This is a genomic window from Marinomonas spartinae (assembly GCF_900089775.1).
In the GTDB taxonomy this organism is placed as follows: domain Bacteria; phylum Pseudomonadota; class Gammaproteobacteria; order Pseudomonadales; family Marinomonadaceae; genus Marinomonas; species Marinomonas spartinae.
Genome location: NZ_FLOB01000019.1, coordinates 1 through 18,882, shown reverse-complemented (window position 1 = coordinate 18,882; position 18,882 = coordinate 1). Strand labels below are relative to the sequence as shown.

Here is an 18,882-nt window from a genome sequence, read left to right as displayed (position 1 = left end):
TGTAACCCCAAAATACGTGACCAATGACTGATAAATAAAAATCAATCGTATTAAAAGCATGGGGGAAAGATCCCGATTAAGCAACCATAACAAATGTATAAACTAAGAAAGTTACATGATCGTGACATCCTCAACCGTCAGTTCGATTGAGCATTAGGCCACCCATCCGCTGTAATCGATGGATACTTTTCGAGTTAAAAAAGCGCCCTAGAATGGGCGCTCATTTATCTTGATATGCTGACAGAAAGCGAACAACCTGAAGTGGCTGCACTTATCGTCAATCAAGATACTCGCACTAAACGAAGGTTGCCCCTCGAGTGTTCACATAGAGCGAATAGATAGAGTGGGAAGCCGCCATAAAGAGTCGATTCCCTTTGGTGCCTCCAAAACAAATATTGGCACAGTATTCGGGCAATGAGATGTGACCTATTGCTTTTCCATGTTTGTTAAAGACCATCACTCCATTTAACGCCTTAGAATCCTGCCCTTTAGAGCCGTCACTGCCCCAACCACACCAAAGATTGCCATCTTGGTCACATTTAATCCCATCAAAAGCTGCATGCTTAATGTTGGAAATAAATGCTTTACGAGCCCCTAGTGTACCGTCGGACGCCACATCGTAGGCCCACACTTTGCGATTCGGCCCAGTCAAACAATCAACAACATATAAAATGGATTCATCTGGCGAAAAGCACAAACCATTAGGGCCAGCAATCTCTGTGATCACTTGCGTTAACTTTCCGGTTTGTCCATCTATTCGATAGACAGCATCCGGCAATTCAGTTTTCACAATATTACCTTCATACATGCTGCCAGCTTGGAACGGCGGATCCGTAAACCAAATTGAGCCATCACGTTTTACAATAACATCATTAGGAGAGTTAAAGCGTTTACCTTCAAAATTATCAGCCAATACCGTAATCGTACCATTGTGCTCGGTTCTTGTTACACGACGTCCTTCTACATCCGTCGTTGAACCCTCACAAGCAATAAGACGTCCTTCAAGATCGCGACAAAGACCATTAGAATGATTCGATTTATAACGGTAAACACTCAACTCATCCGTAAGTTCGTCCCAACGCATAATACGATTATTCGCAATGTCACTGACCAATAAATAACGTCCATCACCACTCCAAACAGGACCTTCTACCCAGCGCATTCCGGTCGCGAGGCGTTCAACGCTGGCATTAAATAAACGATACTTGGCAAAGCTCTCATCCAATATTTTGACATGCTCATCAGGGTAGTTGAGGCTTAAAGGCTGCGCTAATAACTTACCCGATAAAACAGCACCGCCTAGCGCCACACCAGACCAAGCTAAAGTCTTTTTTAATACATCACGACGAGAATAAGACATCTCAGATACAGCCAAACAGGCCTGTTTGTCCCTTTTCATATACAACAACTCCTTTTTTAACGATAGAACCAATCTTTCTGAGTCTGGCAAGGCTCCTAATGCTTAAAGAAATCCAATGTGTCCTTTTGCTTCAACGCTAACTGTGCCAACTCTTTTGCCGCCTGCTGAGTCTGTTCAACCGCTGACACATTTTGATTCACTAAATCCACCGTTGTCGCGGTATTTTTATTAATGTCTGCCGTGACATTAAACTGCTCTTGAGACGCTGCAGCGACGAGAGTATTTATGTCAGAAAGCGTGCGAACGTATGTCGTTAATTCATCAAAAGACACTTTCACATTTTCAGCCAGCTCTACGGACTCCTCAATTGATCTCACATTCTCGATCATATTGTCATTGGCTTTTTTGGACTGATCTTGCAATGTATTAATAATTGCTTGAATGGTTGATGTTGATTCTTGGGTCTTCGCAGCAAGACTTCGAACTTCATCGGCGACCACTGCAAAGCCTCTACCTTGTTCGCCTGCACGCGCGGCCTCAATGGCGGCATTGAGTGCCAATAAATTTGTCTGCTCAGAAATGGAGCTGATGACATTAGTGACTTCACCAATATTGAGCGTTTCTTCACGTAACTTGGCAATCATCTCTGCGGTTTGATTAAACGTCGTATTAATAGAGCGGGTTAAGTTAATCGACTTTTCTAACCCTTGGTGTCCTTTCGTTACACTCTCTATGGCCTTATTCGCTTGGTCTTCTGCCTGAACAGCGTTCGCGCTGACTTCTTCTGACGCATTAGACAACTCATTCACCGCATTGGCAATCGACTCAACCTCTTTAAGTTCTTCTTGCGCGTTCTCCGCCGTGCTCTTCATCACCAAGGTTAATTCCTCGGAAGCCGATGACACACTGTCAGAAATCGACAGACTACCTTTGATAATGTCTGATAATTTATTATTCAAAGCAATAATTGAGGAATAAATTCCTGTTTCATCACCGTTTTGTTTTAAGGGTTGGGATAAATCCCCTTTGGCAATTCGAGAAATGATCAGAGAGATTTCTTTTGGTTCCCCGCCAATGGGTTTGTAAACCAAATTTACTACACCTATATAAACAATACATAGGGATAGAATAATCAAAACAGCAAAAATAATGATGGAACCAATTAACATGTCCTGACTTGGCTTGGAAACCACATCATCCCAGGTGAAAGAAACAACCGTCCAATTACGATCTTTTAACTTTCCTGCAAAGGCTTTCACACCACGACCATCGATCGAATAGTCAAGAACAGGATGACTTGAAGAAAATTTTTTGTAGTCTGGTCGAATATCGTAAATATTTTTACCCAACAATTCTTTACTAGGGGCTGAGACGACATACCCAGAGTCATCATATACAAACACATTATTTTTAGGCACTAAGGTTTTAATATAGTCCGTGAGCTCAGCCACTTTTAATGTAATACAAACCACAGCGACCACATTACCATCATGATAAATAGGTGAAGCCAATGCAAACACATCAGCTTGCTCTCCCTCGCCAAAATACGCTTTAGTAATGATATTTTTCTCACCAGAAAAGGCGCGAACATACCATTCTTTATTTAACTCTTTTGCGTTAAAACCAGGGTAAAATCGGCCTCCTTCAAAAGACTTACCATTTTTCAGTCCCACAAACGCCGCCAGAATATGAGGGTCTGTTTTTTTCAATTTATCTAGAGCCTTAATCACCTGCTGTTGATCTGAAAAGTTTAAATCGTCGTTAAAACTCACCGAAAAACTATTTAAAGCCTTGAAGTAGCCATTTATTTTTTCATCAAGGGCCTCTGCAACAAGACTGGTTTCAACCTTTTGATTGTCTAGAGCAGACTTTGTATTAAATGAACTGAACCGGTAATAACCGTTCCAAGTTAAAATACATGAAATAATCAAAATGAGAAAAAGAGTAAAAAATAGAATTCTATTTTTTAAGGAGATTTGCATAGTTATGTCCCTTATCAACGAGGCCGTTATTAGTTACACCATTAAAATGACCAATACAAAAAATATAGAAGACATACTTTCTATTCGAACCTCTCAAAAAAATAATAAAATCAGTTAACTACATATAAAATAGAAGTAAAAGACAGCACACTGAAAAAACATTTTTATAAGAGAATTCAACCTTATGATTTATAATTTTTTTTTCACAAGGAGTGAGTGGTAAAACACTCAGAATAAAAATCCGTTTAGAAGACGCTTCCATAGCTAATTTGCTAGAAGAGTACCTTAATGAGGGCATTCTTCCTATCCCCCAGTCTTAATTTTTTTACTTTTTATTGACAAAAGTACACATTTCTACAACTTTGCTGTCACGACATCAATAGCATGTCGCTTTTATCAAGCATCACCTTGTACTCATCCAGTCTTTACAATGAAAAACCAGCACAAAAGTACGCCGATAACACAGCGCCATTTTTCAGAAAAATGCCGACGATTGGGGATGACTAAACGTCATCAGCTTTATGGAAAGGAACGCCCTATAGCACAAGTCGCTTTGGCATTTTTTATTTTATTAAGCATTAGCTCTGGCTCTGAGCCCGTCACATTGTGGGCAGCGAACAAAGCGGCGGATTCCGCCACACCGTAGACGCCAACGGTGTTATAAACGTATTCAGAGCGAGAACTAAGGAAAGCTTCCATGGTAGAGAGTTGATCGGCTGAAAAAGTATGAAAGACCCAATCGTATTTTTCCGCTAACGCGATAAGATTCACTTCATCCGCTTTAATATCAATGCTACTGAGTGAATTAATATCACTTGGGGTTAAGTCGTTTTGATCTAACGCTTCGAGCATTAAGCTTTCAAGAAACGCCAACGGACACCCACGCTCACACCCCATACCAAGAGTGTAAACCGGATTCAGATAAGGCTTTGCCGTCGTCACTACCAATTGGGCGCCAAGTGTTTGTGCCACTTGTGACCCCCACTCATTGGCTCCCCCCTCGTGACCAGACAAAAGCGGGATGACAAACTTGCCTTCTTCATCCAATACCAACACTGGAGGATCTTGACGCTTGTTTTGGATCACAGGAGCAAGCGTTCTCATAACAATGCCAGTGGCACAGATAAAAATCAGCGACTCCCCCTGTTCAAATGCCCTTTGCACCTGCTCGGCGAACGGCTTTGGTTTATAGTCTAGGGCACTGTCGGGCCAAAAAGTCCGTAAGCGCTGGGCCAGTTCTTTTCCGGCTGGCGTTAACGCAATCACTCGAATCATCGGGTGCCTCGCTCCGATTTGGTCACGACAAAAAGTGAAAAGTACGGCCCAGCACCATTTTCCAAGGTCGATACATCATGAACAATACGTTCATTGTCGCGACCGATATATTCTAGATATTTCGCATCCTGTATTCGATTGGTCTTACGCAAGGCCATTAAAATACGCGGACGCGCTCGCCCTGCTTTCATAATGACGACACTATCATGTTGCTCAAGTGCACTATCAATTTGCTCTGGCGAATGACGCCCACTCACTACAGCTAACGATTCTTTTAAGACCGTTAACGGGTGATTCAGGGCTGACGATGCCGCATTGATGGACGACACTCCAGGTATTACCTGGCATGCAAAGCGTCCTTCTAAGCGCTCTAGTAAATAGGCAAAGGAACCAAAAAACAAGGGATCCCCCTCACATAAAAATACCACATCCTTACCTTGTGATAATTCATGGGCAATAGCCTTAGCACCGCGATCATAAGCGTCGTTAGCCAGCTGACGGTCGGTAGACATGGGCATCACGATGGCTATTTCATGCTGTTTATGAGCCACACCAACAAACGCTTCACAGGCAATGCTTTTCGCTTGAGAGCCTCCTTCGGCATTCGCAAGATAACTGATCACATCGGCGGATTGAATTAAACGTAAGGCTTTTAGGGTAATTAACTCTGGGTCGCCGGGTCCGACACCGACACCAATAAATCGACCCTGTTTTTCTTCTGTGTCCATGCCATTCATTAGGCGTTTTCCTTAAAGGCATTCGTGCTTTCTTTGAGAACATAATGATAATGGGGCGCGACTTTACCACTAAGCTTAGAAAAATGAAAAAGGCTCACGGGCAAATTTGGGCGAAACACGCGTTGCCCTGCTAGTCGCTCCCCCTTACTGATAGACAATTGCACACTCTGTTCGTTTGCGTCTTGCTTTAGATCACGTTGCTGAACAAATTGCATTACTTGGTATTTAGTCTCTTCGGTCACAGCACTCACTGTCAACGTGCCACCAAGCGGTAAAATCGACCAAACACTCTCAAGTAAAACGCAGAGCTCCCCATCACTGCCGCCAATAAAAACTTTATTCGGTAAGGGTAAATCCACCAGCGCATCAGGAGCCCGACCCGCCACAATAGACAAATTCTGTACAACACCAAAGCGCTCTTGATTGGCCCTTAAACATGCCAAACGCTCGGCATGATGCTCAATGGCAATGATCCGACTATGAGGATGCCAATAGGCCAACTCCACACTGACGCCACCACAACCTGCACCAATATCCCAAACAGTGTCATCCTGATTGATATTCATATAAGACAAAACCGCCAGACGTACTTCCCGCTTGGTTATCATGCCTTTCCCTTCACCTTTATCGGTAATAAAAGACACATCTGGAATACCTGGAGCACTTGGGTAAATTGACGTTTGTTGACTGGTTTTCACCACGATCACATTCAATGGATCAAACACAGCGTCATTCTCAAGCCCCTCTTTGGCCACAAAGGTTCGTACTTTTTCATGGGCATAGCCTAGCGCCTCACACACCGTTATTTCACTGTGATCCATCCCAGCCATGATGCATTCTTGAGCGATCTGTTTCGGTTGACTGTATTGGTCGGTCAGTAACACCAAGGTTTTGTTTGACTGCAAATGGCGACGTAAACTGGCCAGTGGACGGCCATGCAAACTCACGACCTGAACGTTTTGCAAAGACAAACCAAGGCGATGACAAGCCACTTGCACGCTGGACACATTGGGATAAAAACACAAGGCTTCAAACGGAAAAGTACGTACTAACCAAGCCCCAATGCCATAATAGAGAGGATCCCCCGACGCTAAGACCACCACCTGCTCAGCCCCTTGGGTTTGCCACTGACCAAACAACTCTGCCAATTGTGTTAGCTTAGGTAACGCCTGTCTCTGGGCTTGATGAGAATAGTGAGCAATGGTGTCATGTTGGCGAGAGGCCCCCAAGACAATGTCCTTGGCAGATAAATTCGCAAGCAGTAATTGCGCTTCTTCCGAGAGTATCGCCTGTTCCGCGACCCCAAGGCCAACAACATGTATTTTCATCGGTATTTTTTCCATCAATTATCTTTACCGCCCACTTCCACTAATAATACTCTTGAATATTACAACGCAATAAAGCGTTACAACTGGCGGAAGTCACTGCACTGCCCCCCATGCGACCAAGCAACGTCATGCATTCGATACCAAGCCTTTCATGGACTTGCCACAACGCCTCTTTCGACTCAGCCGCCCCCACAAACCCCACTGGCATTCCTATAATTAAAGCGGGCTTGGGCGCCCCTTGTGCGATCATCTCCAATAAACGAAACAGCGCCGTCGGTGCATTCCCAATAAGCACCACACTGCCCGCTAGAGTGTCTTGCCATAAACTCAAGGCTGCCATAGATCGAGTTTCCCCTTTGTTTTTTGCCAGTTCAGCAGTACGAGGATCGTTTAGAAAACACAAGGGTTCACGTTCTATCATGCGTTTGGTCACACCTTGCTTGACCATCTCCACATCACACAAAATGGCACAATGTTTTGCTAACGCCTCGCGCCCTGCTTGGGTGGCATGTTGGCTAAAACGCATTTGGGTCGACACATCAGGAAAGCCCAAACTATGCACCACTCGCATCACTACTTGTTGTTGATCTTGAGTAAAAGCCGATAGATCGGTCAATTCGCGAATTTGCCGAAAGCTCTCCTGCTCAATCGCCTGAGGGTTGTTCTCATATTGATAAGCGTTGTCGGAAACCTGTTGAAAAAAAGTATCTTGAGTCACTGTTGGTTGTCTTTTTGTTGATTTTTAAAAGTCGGAATGATGTTCCCCCAAGCCGCTAAACACGCTTGCAGGCACTTATCTGTGTCGCTGAATTCTTGATCCGCTTCCGGCAAGCGTGGCCTTGTGTGTAGCAAAACAGGGATAGATAACGCTCGGGCCGCTTCCAACTTAGCATAGGTGGCGCTGCCTCCACTGCTTTTGCTGACAATGACATCCACTTGTTGAGCCTGCAATAAATGCTGTTCTTCTTCCAGGTGAAAAGGCCCAATGGCTTTTACCCAATGTACTGCCCTAGGCAGATCAAATGCAGGCGCCACTGCCGTTCGCAACACTACATATTCAATACTTGGCAGCTGTAAAATGCGTTGCAACGAGTCTTCGTTCACTTGACCCGCGCTCAGTAATGGACGCTTAAAATGAGCTAATTGCAAAATAAGTGCTTCATCGTCGTCATAATAACGCCATTGATCTCCCGCGACAGCTTGCCACGCGGGGCGATGGAAACGCCAACAAGGGATACCAACCTCCCTAGCGGCCTCAACCGCTTTGCTGCTCATGGTTTGCGCATAAGGGTGGGTGACATCCAAAATAGCAGCAACATTCTGTTCGGTTAGATAGTTGGCTAACCCACCAAATTGCGTAAAGCCACCGACCACTAATTCACAATCCACTTTAGGGACGCGCACCAAGCCAGCCAAACTGTATATCACGCGGATGCCCGCTTGATGCAGCGCATCCGCCAGCCGTCTGGCATCCGCCGTTCCACCAAGTAGCAGCAGCTTTTTTGTTCGCTCTTTTGCATCCAACGCCATCATCCCCTCTATTCAATCTTTGTATCGGTGGCAAAGCCTACAAACTGGCCTTTGCGATCAATCGACCACACTTCCAATGCCATATGATCAGGAATATAGCGGCGAGCAAACAACAGCGCCTGCTGGCACACAGCATCCGCCAAATTTTCTTGGTTGCCATTAGCATGTTGCTTAAACAACGCCAAGGCTTCCACACTGGTATTGGCCCCTCGCATACGCGTTTGAAGTGATTCATTGGCACCCAGAGTGGCCGCAAGATCCGCCAAGGCCTCTAAATTAATACTCGAGACTCGACTGTTTAAATCCATATGCTGTTGGGCCAGTTTACTGATTTTACCAAAGCCACCACAAATACTGAGTTTGCTTAATTGAATCGAGGCAGCGTGCTCCACTTTTCGAATATGCTTTAACACGGCGCCGACAAAGTCACCCATTTCAATCAAAGCCATGTCTGTTAAGCCATAATGCTGTTTTATTGCCACTTCACTGGCATTGCCCGTCGTGGCCGCAATATGTGTCAGACCATTGGCTCGGGCCACATCAATCCCTTGATGGATCGAGGCGATGTAAGCAGCGCAAGAAAAAGGCCGCACAATTCCCGTGGTGCCAAGAATAGATAGCCCTCCCACAATGCCCAAACGAGGGTTCATGGTTTTCAGGGCAATTTGCTCACCATTGACTACGCCAACAGAAACAGCAAAGCCGCCGTTATAATCATAACGTTTAGCGAACTCGGTCAAATGGCTCACCATCATGTTTCTAGGCACGGGATTAATGGCAGGCTCACCAACGGCTAATACAAGGCCCGTTCGGGTTACCGTACCGACCCCTTGAGCCGCAAAAAATTGAACCCCTTGCTCGGCTGTCAAACGCAGCTCAACGAACACCGTTGCGCCATGGGTCGCGTCTGGATCATCTCCTGCATCCTTAACCGTTGATGTTCTAATACCCTTTTCCAAGGTTAAGTCCAACGCTTGATAGGACTCAATGGTCAGTTCAACCGTTTGCCCCTTAGGTAAAGTCACACTCACCTGTGAGGTTTGATGACCACCTAAAAGCGCTTGTGCCGCGGCCACACAACAGGCTGTTGCACAGGTTCCTGTGGTCAACCCTGTGCGAAGGGGAGCAGGCTCGTCAGCACTTTCTGGCCACATAATTACCTAGCCTTACTCGCTCGCTAAGGACGAAGCTTGCTTTAAAAATAACTTTGCAGTCGCTTCCACATTAGAGGGAAAGAACAAATGTAGATAGCTCGCCGTTAACGCTTTTTGCTGATAAATTGGCTCCCCCGGTGCAGGATGACGCTGACGGCGACCATAACCCACAGGAGTGGGGGTATTGGCGCTACGGGACCGATGATGGGCATGTCCACGAATGTCACCTTCTGGCATAACAGCCGTTTGCATACCTTGACAACCACGCTTCCCCCGCATCGCGCCTTGTCCCTCCAGAATACCTAACATGCGGTACTCGCTTTCCTCTAAATCCGTCAAGGTTTCTAAACTATAAAGCATGCCACCACACTCGGCTAAAATCGGCTGACCGGATTGGTAAAATGCCTGAATGGACGTGCGCATACTGACGTTTTCTGACAACGCCTTGGCATGCAATTCTGGGTAACCACCTGGCAACCATAAAGCATCAGCTTCGGGCACCTCTGCATCATTTAATGGCGAGAAAAAGACCACCTTCGCCCCTAGATCTGTTAACACATTTACATTGGCGTCGTAGATAAAGCTAAAGGCTGCATCGTTGGCAACGGCTATGGTTTTTCCCTGCAGTAATGGCTCAGTCTTTATAGTGTTTACTGGTTTTTTCGCGGGTTGAAAAGACACGACTTTAGGCAGCGCTAATAAGCCTTTATCCGCACTTTGTTGCAACCAATCGACAGCGGCTTCAAAACGCAATTCTAATTCATCTTTGACTTCCTCGGCTTGCACTAACCCTAGATGGCGCTCTGGCAACGTCACCTCTTCATCACGCTTGAGCGTTACTAGTAAGGGCAAATTATCTGGCAATGCATCACGAATCAGTTGAGCATGGCGCTCACTGCCACAGCGATTTGCGATCAAACCCGCAATTTCAACATCATGACGAAAGTTCGCTAGGCCGGAGGCAACCGCCGCTGCGGTTTGTGCCATGCCCTTTACGTCCATCACAATTGCCATGGGGATATCAAAACGAGCCGCTAAATCAGCACTGGAGGGTTCGCCGTCAAACATGCCCATCGCCCCTTCAACAAGAATCAAGTCCGCTTCTTGGGCAGCACGATAGAGTCTATCTTGGCAGTAATCGTCTCCAGCCATCCAAATATCTAACTGTTCTACAGGTTGCTGAGACGCCTGGGCCAGAATTTGTGGATCCAAATAATCGGGCCCGGTTTTAAACACACGCACCACCTTACCCTGCTTCGTAAAATACCGCGCCAAGGCCGCTGTAATGGTCGTTTTCCCCTGATTAGAAGCCGGTGCGGTTAAAAAAAGTGCCGGACACAGCGCAGCAATTGACTTGGTCATGAGGATGTCCCTAAAATCGAATTCAATAATATGTATTGCGCCCCTAATTGTTGGGCGATGTCTTGTCCACGACCACGTTTAATGGCCGCGCTTTCGGTATCGATCAGCACGCAATCACCCAATAAATCCCCTTTGTCAGAAGACCCTGAAAAGTCTGACAAATCCGCTTGGGTACGGCCATCAGTCAAAATATAGGTACGACTTAATAAACCCGCTTGGCGCTTACGTTGCTGGTTTAAGTATTGACAAGCCTTATCGATAACCAGGCGAAACGGTGTGCCGCCACCTGCGCTTAACTGATCTAATAACTCGGTGATCTCTTTTGGCGCACGTACTCTGGGCAAAACCGATGAGACCCCGTCCTGACCAAAGCCTAAAATAGCCATGTGTTCTCGAGCAAGATAGGCGCGCTTCGCAATATCAATAATCACCCCTTTGGCTTTTGCAAAACTCCCCTGACCCAACGTAGAAGCAGACGAGTCCAATAAGACTAAGTGCAAAACTGGCTGACCAGTGTTAGCCATTTTGGATGTTAGGCTTTCTGGTGGCCAGGTTTGCGGATTTTTTGTCAGACTTCGAAACCAATCCACACTCGTACTACTTGTTGAAGCATCAGGGCGATAGCCACCTTGATGCTTACCTCGGCGCTTTCCCGGCGTCACCTCACTGATCGATGAACTAGACGATGCGGAGCGAGAGGGAATATCACTTGCGGAAAGCGCTATTCGACCATGACTATCTGCACTTTCTGGCATCATACTGCCCCATTCTCCTTGTGAGGTTGGACCCTCTTTCTGCTCGCTACGAGTGTTGTCTGGCGCTTGTGAAGGCGGCATTTTTGGATCTTTAAAAGAATCAGCAGGACGGCGCGATGGCGGCACACTACGCGATGGCGGCACACTAGAAGGAGGGACTTGCTGATGAGGTTGTCGACGGTGGTCCAAGACAAACGCTTCAACCGCTTGAATATCATCAATCGAGACCCTCTGTGCGCCACGCCAGGCGGCATGCGCCATGGCCGCTCGTACCCACACGATATCGGCTCGCACCCCATCCACATTGGCTTCATAGCAACGGGTGGCAATGTCCATACGCAAGGCATCAGCGCAGCGTACTTCTGTCAGTAACTCGCGGGCCGCCTTCACACTGTGCCTAAGATTGCGTTGCTTGTATTTGAACGCGTCACAAAACCCTTTAGGGTCTTGATCGTACTCATCACGCAATCGCACAATTTGTATTCGTTCTTCTAAACTGTATTGGTTACTCAAAGACACCATCAAACCGAAACGGTCTTGTAGCTGCGGACGCAATTCCCCTTCATCTGGATTCATCGTACCAATCAGCAAGAACTTCGCCTCGTGTTCATGGCTAATACCATCACGCTCTACACGGTTTACGCCGCTGGCAGACACATCCAACAATTGATCAACCAAATGATCCGCCAACAAATTGACTTCATCCACATACAAAACACCGCCATGGGCACGGCTTAACAACCCAGGTTTGAACACCACCTCTTTGTCTTGCAAAACCTGTTCTAAATCTAATGCCCCTAAGAGACGATCTTCACTGGCACCTAAAGGTAACGTAGCAAATGGCACAAATGCCCCGTCACTCAGCGTCGGCATAACACCAGATAACCCACGAGCTAGGGTCGATTTCGCAGAGCCACGCGGCCCACTAATGAGCACGCCACCGATTTTCGGATTAATCGCTACCAAAATAAGGGCAAGCTTCAAGGACTCTTGCCCCGCAACGGCGGTAAAGGGAAAATTACAATAGGCTAAACTGCTCATGCTGGCGTTACCTGTTTCATATAATCAAAAAGAGTGGCATAAACCCAATCAAGCACTCAATAAGTGACATGTAAAAAAAACCGCCCTATTGTAGGCGGTTTTCATGCGGTTTGTCTTGTGGAGACACTAGGACAGGCCTTATTTTAAGTCAAACACAAAGCTCTGAGCTAAACCTTGGTCTTATGACATGGCACATGACCGTCTAATTTTTGGTTCACACATCCCCTAAGTCCTGTTTGATCGCTTCTGGACAATACTGTTTCACATGCTGCTCCACCAACCCTAAATCAAACTGCTCCAACGCCTGCCTGATCGCATGGCGCTGCTGACTTGGCATACTGTGAAAGATAGAATGGAAGCACTTTTCCGCTTGCTGTATATCCCCTTCCTTGGCAGCAAATAGAAGTGGTCGCCAATCTTCAGCAGTTAAACTCGTCACCTGTGGAGTGGCTTTCATATCGTCATCGCTCTCAGGGTGATGACTTTCCTTTCCTTCACCTGTCTCTGGAACCTCTTTATCATAAACAAAGGACAGATCCTCAATATGGTTAACCAAACTTTGATAAAGCTCCGCCACTTTGTAAGGTTTGGATATTACTTCCCAAAAGCCGACATCAATCAAGGCTTGATGCTCTTGAATCAGTGTCGAAGCCGTTACGGCAATAATGGGAATAGGCTCAGCTTGAGGAAGCCCCCTAATTGCTTGCAGCAACTCACGTCCATCCATTTTGGGCATGCGAATATCGGTCAACACCAGATCAGGAGAGTGCTTCTTAAACAAGGCTAAAGCCTCTTCTCCGTTCTCTGCTTCCCAAACCTGACACCCCGCTTTTTCGAGTAGCGTAATAAGAATATCTCGAGACCAATCATCATCATCCGCCACCAACACTTGAATACCTCGATTCAAGTGTAAATGACTCATATCTTCACCAGATAATATCGGCATAATGTCTTCCACCTCCTCTTTAAGAGGCAACAGGATGGTTACTTTCGTCCCTTCCTCTAAAATACTGTCAATGTTTAACTGCCCTTCCATCAACTTCACTAAGGTATTTGTTAACGCCAGCCCTAGCCCAGAGCTCTTTTCAGCACAGCCATTTCGTTCTTGAACAAATGGCGTAAACAAGTGCTCAATTAACTGATCATCCATACCAACGCCCGTATCCTGAATCGTAAGGCGTAAGATTTCATTTTCATATAAGGCACTGACAGAAACATATCCATGATGCGTAAACTTCGCGGCATTGGTTAGAATATTATGGAAGATACGTTGTAACTTAACAGAGTCCCCCAAAACACACAGACCTTCACTCACTTGATTGTTCACTCTAAGATCAAGCCCTTTGTCTTCAACTGTTTGACTAATCACATCAATCGCTTGGTTAATTTCCTTATGAAGTTTGATTTTGTGACCCTGCAGATCCAAACGGCCTGCCTCAATACGCGCAATATCAATAATATCATTGAGCATATTTAATAGGCGCTCGCCTGCGGCAATAATCGCTTGAAACCTTGTATGAGCAACGCCCTCAAAGTGCGTATCTTCACTCAATAGTTGCGCGTAGCCAATGATGGCGTTTAACGGCGTACGAATTTCATGACTCATATTTGCTAGGAAGTAACTTTGACTTTGCTGTTGCTGAGCCTCTTTTTGTAAAGCGGGATCAATATGTAGCTCATTAATGCCTGATATACGTGAATTTTGCTCTTTTGCAGCCAACGCAGGAGAAGTACGATGAGGCGCTTCCTCCTGAAGTACTTCGTCCCCAAATACCTCCACACCATCTAAAACGTCTGCATTTTCACCCAAGTAATAAAGTGCTTCTTCAGTGGTCATTTTCTTATTTTTACGTGTTGTCTCTTTTAAGAATGACTCTTGCAGCGCCACAAGGTGATAAATGCAATGAACGGTGCCTGCAATGCAGGTCGGCTGATTATCCCCATCACTTTCGACCACACTACCACGCATCTCTATCCAGTGAGCAACGCCATGCTCAGAGCTCATGCTTAGTCGTAGACCGGGCTCTGAACTCCCTTCTTTTATTGCCATCAGCCAGTCAATAAAGGCTTCTTTATCGTACTCACTTAAGTGCTCTAGCCAATCGTCTTTTGTTTGAACTTGTAGGTGGTGTTCATCAAAGCCTTCAATAAAATCCAAAGACAATTCAAAGCGATCAGGTTTAATAAACCATTGCCATAGCCCAAACTGAGCATTATGAATGGCTCTATAGTGCCGCTCTTTTTCTAATGACAAGGCCCGCCATTGTCTAGCCAATAACAACGAACCAATAAAGAAGACCACAACAAACAAAAACAACACCCAATCAAACAACTCAAAGTCAGGCATTCCACGCGCCTCCGTTATAATTTTTCAGGTCGATGAAAGTGGTACCCTTGCCCCCATTCCACACCCAACTCCCGTAAGGCCACCACAATTTCTTGATGTTCAATAAACTCAGCGACAACGGGCTTATTTAGTAACTTAGCCAATTTAACAATGGAATCGACCATACCGTGATGAATGCTATTCACATGCATATCTCGGACAAACTCGCCATCTATCTTGATCACATCAAAGGGTAAGTCTGTTAGGTAAGAGAAAGACGAAAACCCTGTTCCAAAATCATCCAGAGCAATAGTGCAGCCAGACTCATGCAGTAAAGACATAAAATATCGTGTTTCCGTGAAGTTATTGAGGGCTTCTGTTTCTGTGATTTCAAAGCAAAACTTACTTCCATCTAACTGATATTTCTGTAAATTTTCCAATATAAACGGAGCAAAGTTCGGCTCCCTCACTGATAAAGCAGACACATTCAGAGCCACTTGGTCAATGCTGTTCCAAAGTTCAGGACGTTCAGACAATTGCATCATAGTATGCTGGATAACCCAACGATCTATTTTGGAGACGATCCCAAAGCGCTCAGCTGAACGAATAAAATCATTCGGATAAATAAGCGTTCCTGTTTTGTCATCTCGTAGCCGTACTAATATCTCGATACGTTTTTTCTTATCATCATTGTCGTCATCAAGAGAAAAGACCTGTTGAAAATGCACTTCAAATAAATTTTTCTCCAACCCATCGATAATGGTTAACCCCCAATTTAAGTTACTACGGCGTTCATCAAGAGCCAACTCTGACTCATCAACTACAACCCGTTGATGAGAACCGGATTGTTTGGAAGCGTAACTCACCTCATCCGCAATCATAATGACTTGATCAAAGGTCACCATATCTAGGGTAATAGGAATGGCGATTTGAGTTATGGATGTCGTAAAGTTTCGGCCATCCCAGCTAAAAACAAAATTCTCGATTTCTGTATTGAGTTGTTCAAAAAAGGCTTCGATATCCTGTGCGCTGCTTCTGCCAACGGCGATAGCAAATTTATCTCCGGTAAGGCGCGCGCAATAATATTTTTTAGGATCGGCTACATGATTGATAATCTGTGCGACTTGAAACAATAAGCTATCGCCCGCCACACAGCCGCAAGCATCATTAATCAAACGGAACTCATTAATATCGATAAGGAGAAAGTAAGGTACACTCACATTCGACTTATGCTGAACACCTGAAATAAGGTGGGTCACATGTTCTTCTAAGGCATCTCGATTATAGAGTTTGGTGACAAAATCATGCTGGGCAAGATAGTTTAAACGATCTTGCATATAGCGCCGCTCGCTGACCTCTTTTTGCAAACTGCGATTAACAGCATTGAGATCGTGAGTTCGTTCGCGCACTCGCTCTTCAAGCGTGTTATTTAACTCTTTAAGCTGTTGCAGTAAATAGAAGCGTTCCAGTTGATGTTCAACGCGGGTCCGTACTTCATCGACTCGAATAGGCTTGGTTATGTAATCATTCCCCCCCGCAGCAAACCCCTTAGTAATGTCATCAACTAAAGCCGTGACAAAAATAACAGGTAAATCCACTAGCATGGGGTTCGCACGGATCTGACGACAAGTTTCAAAGCCATCAATTCCGCCCATCATGACATCCAACAACACCAAACTCGGCTTATTTCGTTCTAACAGTTCTAATGCTCGCTCACCAGAATTGGCAACCATGACCTGACATTCTTCACTGGCGATGACGTCACTTAGCACCCGTAAATTCTCAGGAACATCATCCACAATTAAAACAGTCGACATCTTTTTCATACAGACACCCTATTCCACCCCGACAAACTCATCACATTTACTGCAAATGGTTACATTTAATAGATCGTTCTATAAATCTAGTCGATTCTGTTCCATTTGTTTGTCTTATTTTGTTGCGCATGGACAGATGTCGTGAAAAAAAACCATTCGATAAAAAATGCCTTGACCTGTGACTTAACTCAAAGGTTTATACTGATCATTCACTACTTAATGTCATCGCTCATGAAGGGGTCATTACTATGTATCGAATTGGCGAATTGGCAAAGGCCTGCAAAATCAATAATGACACACTGCGTTTTTACGAAAAGAACGGCTTACTGAGACCATCTGACCGTTCTGATTCAGGCTACCGTCTTTATTCGGAAAAAGACAAGGAAATACTACAGTTCATTCTCCGCGCAAAAGGGGTGGGGTTTAGTTTGGCGGAGATACGTGAGTTATTGTCCATTGAAGTGGATAAAGCCAATAACGCCTGCGCGGATGTTAAAGAATTAGTGGATGCAAAGCTGCTTGATGTGGAGCAGAAACTCGCCGAATTAACACGCTTTCAGACCTCCCTAACACGTTTATCTGAGGCTTGCTGTGGCGGCGAAGAAAGCGCTGAGCACTGTACGATTTTAGCGGCTCTGGAGTCTGATACCAGCCAAGTTCGCCATGAACATCACCATCATGAGGCATCCTAGCATGATTTTCTTAGAGCATTTCTACGTCCTTTTTTTAGAGTCTGCCCCTTGGCTACTCATCGGCCTTGTCCTTGCAGGCATGTTAAAGATGTTTGTTTCCATGTCTTGGATGACGACTCAACTTGGAGGACATGACTTAAAAACCACCATAAAAGCCGCCTTATTCGGCGCTCCACTGCCACTGTGTTCTTGTGGGGTTATTCCTGCGGCAGTTGGCTTACGTCGTGCGGGGGCATCAAAAGCGGCCACCACCTCCTTTCTCGTGTCGACGCCTGAAACGGGAGTGGACTCCATTTCGGTGTCTTATGTATTACTTGGGCCTTTTATGGCCATTGTGCGCCCTATTGCTGCAGTTTGCAGTGCCATTATTGCAGGGGTACTAGTCGGTAAAGACGAAGGCGAAGTCAAAGACAGACAGACCCTATCAATACCTAAAACCTGCTGTGCGGGGCAAAAACAGGAGGTCAATACAAACGGTTGCTCGTCGAAAACACAAGCAACTTCTTCTTGTTGCGGTCAAGGCCATGATGGGAAACAAGAACCCAGCAGCATTGTCGGTAAAATACGTTCAGGGCTGGTTTACTCAGCGACAGAATTACTCGATGATACCGCTCTTTGGCTATTAATTGGCCTTGGCTTCGCAGCGTTAGTGCAAGCTTATTTACCTGATGGTTTTTTAGCTCAATGGGGTAACGGATTACTTGCTATGCTGGTGATGGTAATCGTATCTATACCAATGTATATCTGCGCGACTGCTTCCACCCCCATCGCGGCAGGACTTCTCTTGGCTGGGGTTTCACCTGGGGCCGTGTTGGTTTTCATGATGGCAGGGCCTGCCACAAACATCGCAACACTTGGCGTTGTCAGCAAAGAGCTCGGTAAACGAGCCCTAATGGGGTATTTAACTGGCGTATTGGGTGGTGCACTCTTCTTCGGTTACTTGGTTGACCTAGCGGTCACACAGTTCAACATTCAAGTGATGCCACAACTGGGTCAAGAAGAGGCGTTGCTGCCCTCTTGGTTAACTCTATCAACCAGCGCATTACTTGCCTTATTAATTGCCCTATCTTTAGGTAAGCAGATTAAAAAACAAGTCATCAGTAGCTATGATGATCACAAACACACTTAGGGATAATCAGCCGGATTATCCCTAAGATCATGCCCTCTGATCAACTGGTAACATCTTGCCAAGCGTCAACATTACAAGCGACTTTTACCATAAACAAACGAGCCATTTTCCACAGAGGCTTGTGGACCAGGAACCGCCTCTCCCGTTTGTGGTGAAACAGGAAAAATAGCATTGATCTGCCCCGTACCAGAACTCCCAAAGTATGGCGTCACCACTTCTACTTTTTGATCATAATCCGACCAACCTAATGCCCCCAATAGCATGGCGGTATCATGCATAAACCCTTCACCGTGACCTTTTGCCGCGTATTCAGGCAGCATTTCACAGAATGTTTTCCACTCTGCGTTTTCCCACATTTCAACCACTCTGTGATCCAAAGTTTCTAAGAATGGAC

Annotated in this window: 15 protein-coding genes; 2 read left to right on the top strand and 13 right to left on the bottom strand. The window is 45.6% G+C overall.

The window, feature by feature from the left end:
- Positions 1–295 precede the first annotated feature (295 nt).
- The 12 genes from MSP8886_RS20605 to MSP8886_RS20550 form a co-directional block, all read right to left on the bottom strand.
- The gene (locus tag MSP8886_RS20605; protein ID WP_083201070.1) at positions 296–1,399 is read right to left on the bottom strand and encodes an SMP-30/gluconolactonase/LRE family protein; all 1,104 of its coding nucleotides are present in this window, start codon (positions 1,397–1,399) and stop codon (positions 296–298) included.
- Positions 1,400–1,455: 56 nt separating this feature from the next.
- The gene (locus MSP8886_RS20600) at positions 1,456–3,342 is read right to left on the bottom strand and encodes a methyl-accepting chemotaxis protein (protein ID WP_067020570.1); all 1,887 of its coding nucleotides are present in this window, start codon (positions 3,340–3,342) and stop codon (positions 1,456–1,458) included.
- A gap of 519 nt (positions 3,343–3,861) precedes the next feature.
- Entirely contained in the window at positions 3,862–4,617 is a 756-nt protein-coding gene (locus tag MSP8886_RS20595; protein ID WP_067020568.1) for a cobalt-precorrin 5A hydrolase, read from the bottom strand.
- Positions 4,614–5,354 carry a precorrin-2 C(20)-methyltransferase gene (gene cobI / locus MSP8886_RS20590; RefSeq protein ID WP_067020565.1) on the bottom strand — a complete coding sequence of 247 codons (741 nt, stop codon included), beginning with the start codon at positions 5,352–5,354 and terminating at the stop codon, positions 4,614–4,616. The genes MSP8886_RS20595 and cobI overlap by 4 nt, the downstream gene beginning before the upstream one ends.
- A complete protein-coding gene (locus MSP8886_RS20585) occupies positions 5,354–6,682 on the bottom strand; it encodes a bifunctional cobalt-precorrin-7 (C(5))-methyltransferase/cobalt-precorrin-6B (C(15))-methyltransferase (RefSeq protein ID WP_067020562.1) in 1,329 nt (442 codons plus the stop codon). Before MSP8886_RS20585 ends, cobI begins: the two co-directional genes overlap by 1 nt.
- 40 nt (positions 6,683–6,722) lie before the next feature.
- Positions 6,723–7,400 (bottom strand): precorrin-8X methylmutase, encoded by a 678-nt coding sequence (locus tag MSP8886_RS20580; protein ID WP_067020559.1) that lies wholly within the window; start codon positions 7,398–7,400, stop codon positions 6,723–6,725.
- A complete protein-coding gene (locus MSP8886_RS20575) occupies positions 7,397–8,206 on the bottom strand; it encodes a precorrin-6A/cobalt-precorrin-6A reductase (protein WP_245659163.1) in 810 nt (269 codons plus the stop codon). Before MSP8886_RS20575 ends, MSP8886_RS20580 begins: the two co-directional genes overlap by 4 nt.
- 14 nt (positions 8,207–8,220) lie before the next feature.
- Positions 8,221–9,366: a cobalt-precorrin-5B (C(1))-methyltransferase gene (locus tag MSP8886_RS20570; RefSeq protein ID WP_067020553.1), complete on the bottom strand. Its 1,146-nt coding sequence runs from the start codon at positions 9,364–9,366 to the stop codon at positions 8,221–8,223.
- A 12-nt stretch (positions 9,367–9,378) separates the two neighbouring features.
- Positions 9,379–10,728, bottom strand: coding sequence for a cobyrinic acid a,c-diamide synthase CobB (locus MSP8886_RS20565; protein ID WP_067020549.1), 1,350 nt, complete (start codon positions 10,726–10,728; stop codon positions 9,379–9,381).
- A complete protein-coding gene (locus MSP8886_RS20560; RefSeq protein WP_067020546.1) occupies positions 10,725–12,524 on the bottom strand; it encodes an ATP-binding protein in 1,800 nt (599 codons plus the stop codon). Before MSP8886_RS20560 ends, MSP8886_RS20565 begins: the two co-directional genes overlap by 4 nt.
- A 214-nt stretch (positions 12,525–12,738) precedes the next feature.
- Complete coding sequence (locus MSP8886_RS20555) at positions 12,739–14,871, bottom strand: ATP-binding response regulator (RefSeq protein WP_067020543.1); 2,133 nt, start codon at positions 14,869–14,871, stop codon at positions 12,739–12,741.
- Positions 14,872–14,885: 14 nt separating this feature from the next.
- Positions 14,886–16,676 (bottom strand): EAL domain-containing protein, encoded by a 1,791-nt coding sequence (locus MSP8886_RS20550; RefSeq protein ID WP_067020540.1) that lies wholly within the window; start codon positions 16,674–16,676, stop codon positions 14,886–14,888.
- Positions 16,677–16,915: 239 nt separating this feature from the next.
- Between MSP8886_RS20550 and zntR the strand changes: the two genes are divergently transcribed.
- Positions 16,916–17,359, top strand: coding sequence for a Zn(2+)-responsive transcriptional regulator (gene zntR / locus MSP8886_RS20545; RefSeq protein ID WP_067020537.1), 444 nt, complete (start codon positions 16,916–16,918; stop codon positions 17,357–17,359).
- Position 17,360: 1 nt separating this feature from the next.
- Positions 17,361–18,488 carry an SO_0444 family Cu/Zn efflux transporter gene (locus tag MSP8886_RS20540; protein WP_067020534.1) on the top strand — a complete coding sequence of 376 codons (1,128 nt, stop codon included), beginning with the start codon at positions 17,361–17,363 and terminating at the stop codon, positions 18,486–18,488.
- A gap of 71 nt (positions 18,489–18,559) precedes the next feature.
- On the opposite strand, the gene MSP8886_RS20535 is transcribed toward MSP8886_RS20540, so the two are convergent.
- Positions 18,560–18,882, bottom strand: a 323-nt coding sequence (locus MSP8886_RS20535) for a DODA-type extradiol aromatic ring-opening family dioxygenase (protein ID WP_503101286.1), incomplete at its 5' end; no start/stop codon positions are given.

What these genes read in the sequence shown, in the direction of transcription:
- MSP8886_RS20570 (WP_067020553.1), bottom strand. Translation starts at nt 9,366, where the DNA reads ATGTGGCCAGAAAGTGCTGACGAGCCTGCTCCCCTTCGCACAGGGTTG.
- zntR (WP_067020537.1), top strand. Translation starts at nt 16,916, where the DNA reads ATGTATCGAATTGGCGAATTGGCAAAGGCCTGCAAAATCAATAATGAC.
- MSP8886_RS20540 (WP_067020534.1), top strand. Translation starts at nt 17,361, where the DNA reads ATGATTTTCTTAGAGCATTTCTACGTCCTTTTTTTAGAGTCTGCCCCT.
- MSP8886_RS20595 (WP_067020568.1), bottom strand. Translation starts at nt 4,617, where the DNA reads ATGATTCGAGTGATTGCGTTAACGCCAGCCGGAAAAGAACTGGCCCAG.
- MSP8886_RS20565 (WP_067020549.1), bottom strand. Translation starts at nt 10,728, where the DNA reads ATGACCAAGTCAATTGCTGCGCTGTGTCCGGCACTTTTTTTAACCGCA.
- MSP8886_RS20560 (WP_067020546.1), bottom strand. Translation starts at nt 12,524, where the DNA reads ATGAGCAGTTTAGCCTATTGTAATTTTCCCTTTACCGCCGTTGCGGGG.
- MSP8886_RS20605 (WP_083201070.1), bottom strand. Translation starts at nt 1,399, where the DNA reads ATGAAAAGGGACAAACAGGCCTGTTTGGCTGTATCTGAGATGTCTTAT.
- MSP8886_RS20585 (WP_067020562.1), bottom strand. Translation starts at nt 6,682, where the DNA reads ATGAAAATACATGTTGTTGGCCTTGGGGTCGCGGAACAGGCGATACTC.
- MSP8886_RS20555 (WP_067020543.1), bottom strand. Translation starts at nt 14,871, where the DNA reads ATGCCTGACTTTGAGTTGTTTGATTGGGTGTTGTTTTTGTTTGTTGTG.
- MSP8886_RS20600 (WP_067020570.1), bottom strand. Translation starts at nt 3,342, where the DNA reads ATGCAAATCTCCTTAAAAAATAGAATTCTATTTTTTACTCTTTTTCTC.
- cobI (WP_067020565.1), bottom strand. Translation starts at nt 5,354, where the DNA reads ATGAATGGCATGGACACAGAAGAAAAACAGGGTCGATTTATTGGTGTC.
- MSP8886_RS20550 (WP_067020540.1), bottom strand. Translation starts at nt 16,676, where the DNA reads ATGAAAAAGATGTCGACTGTTTTAATTGTGGATGATGTTCCTGAGAAT.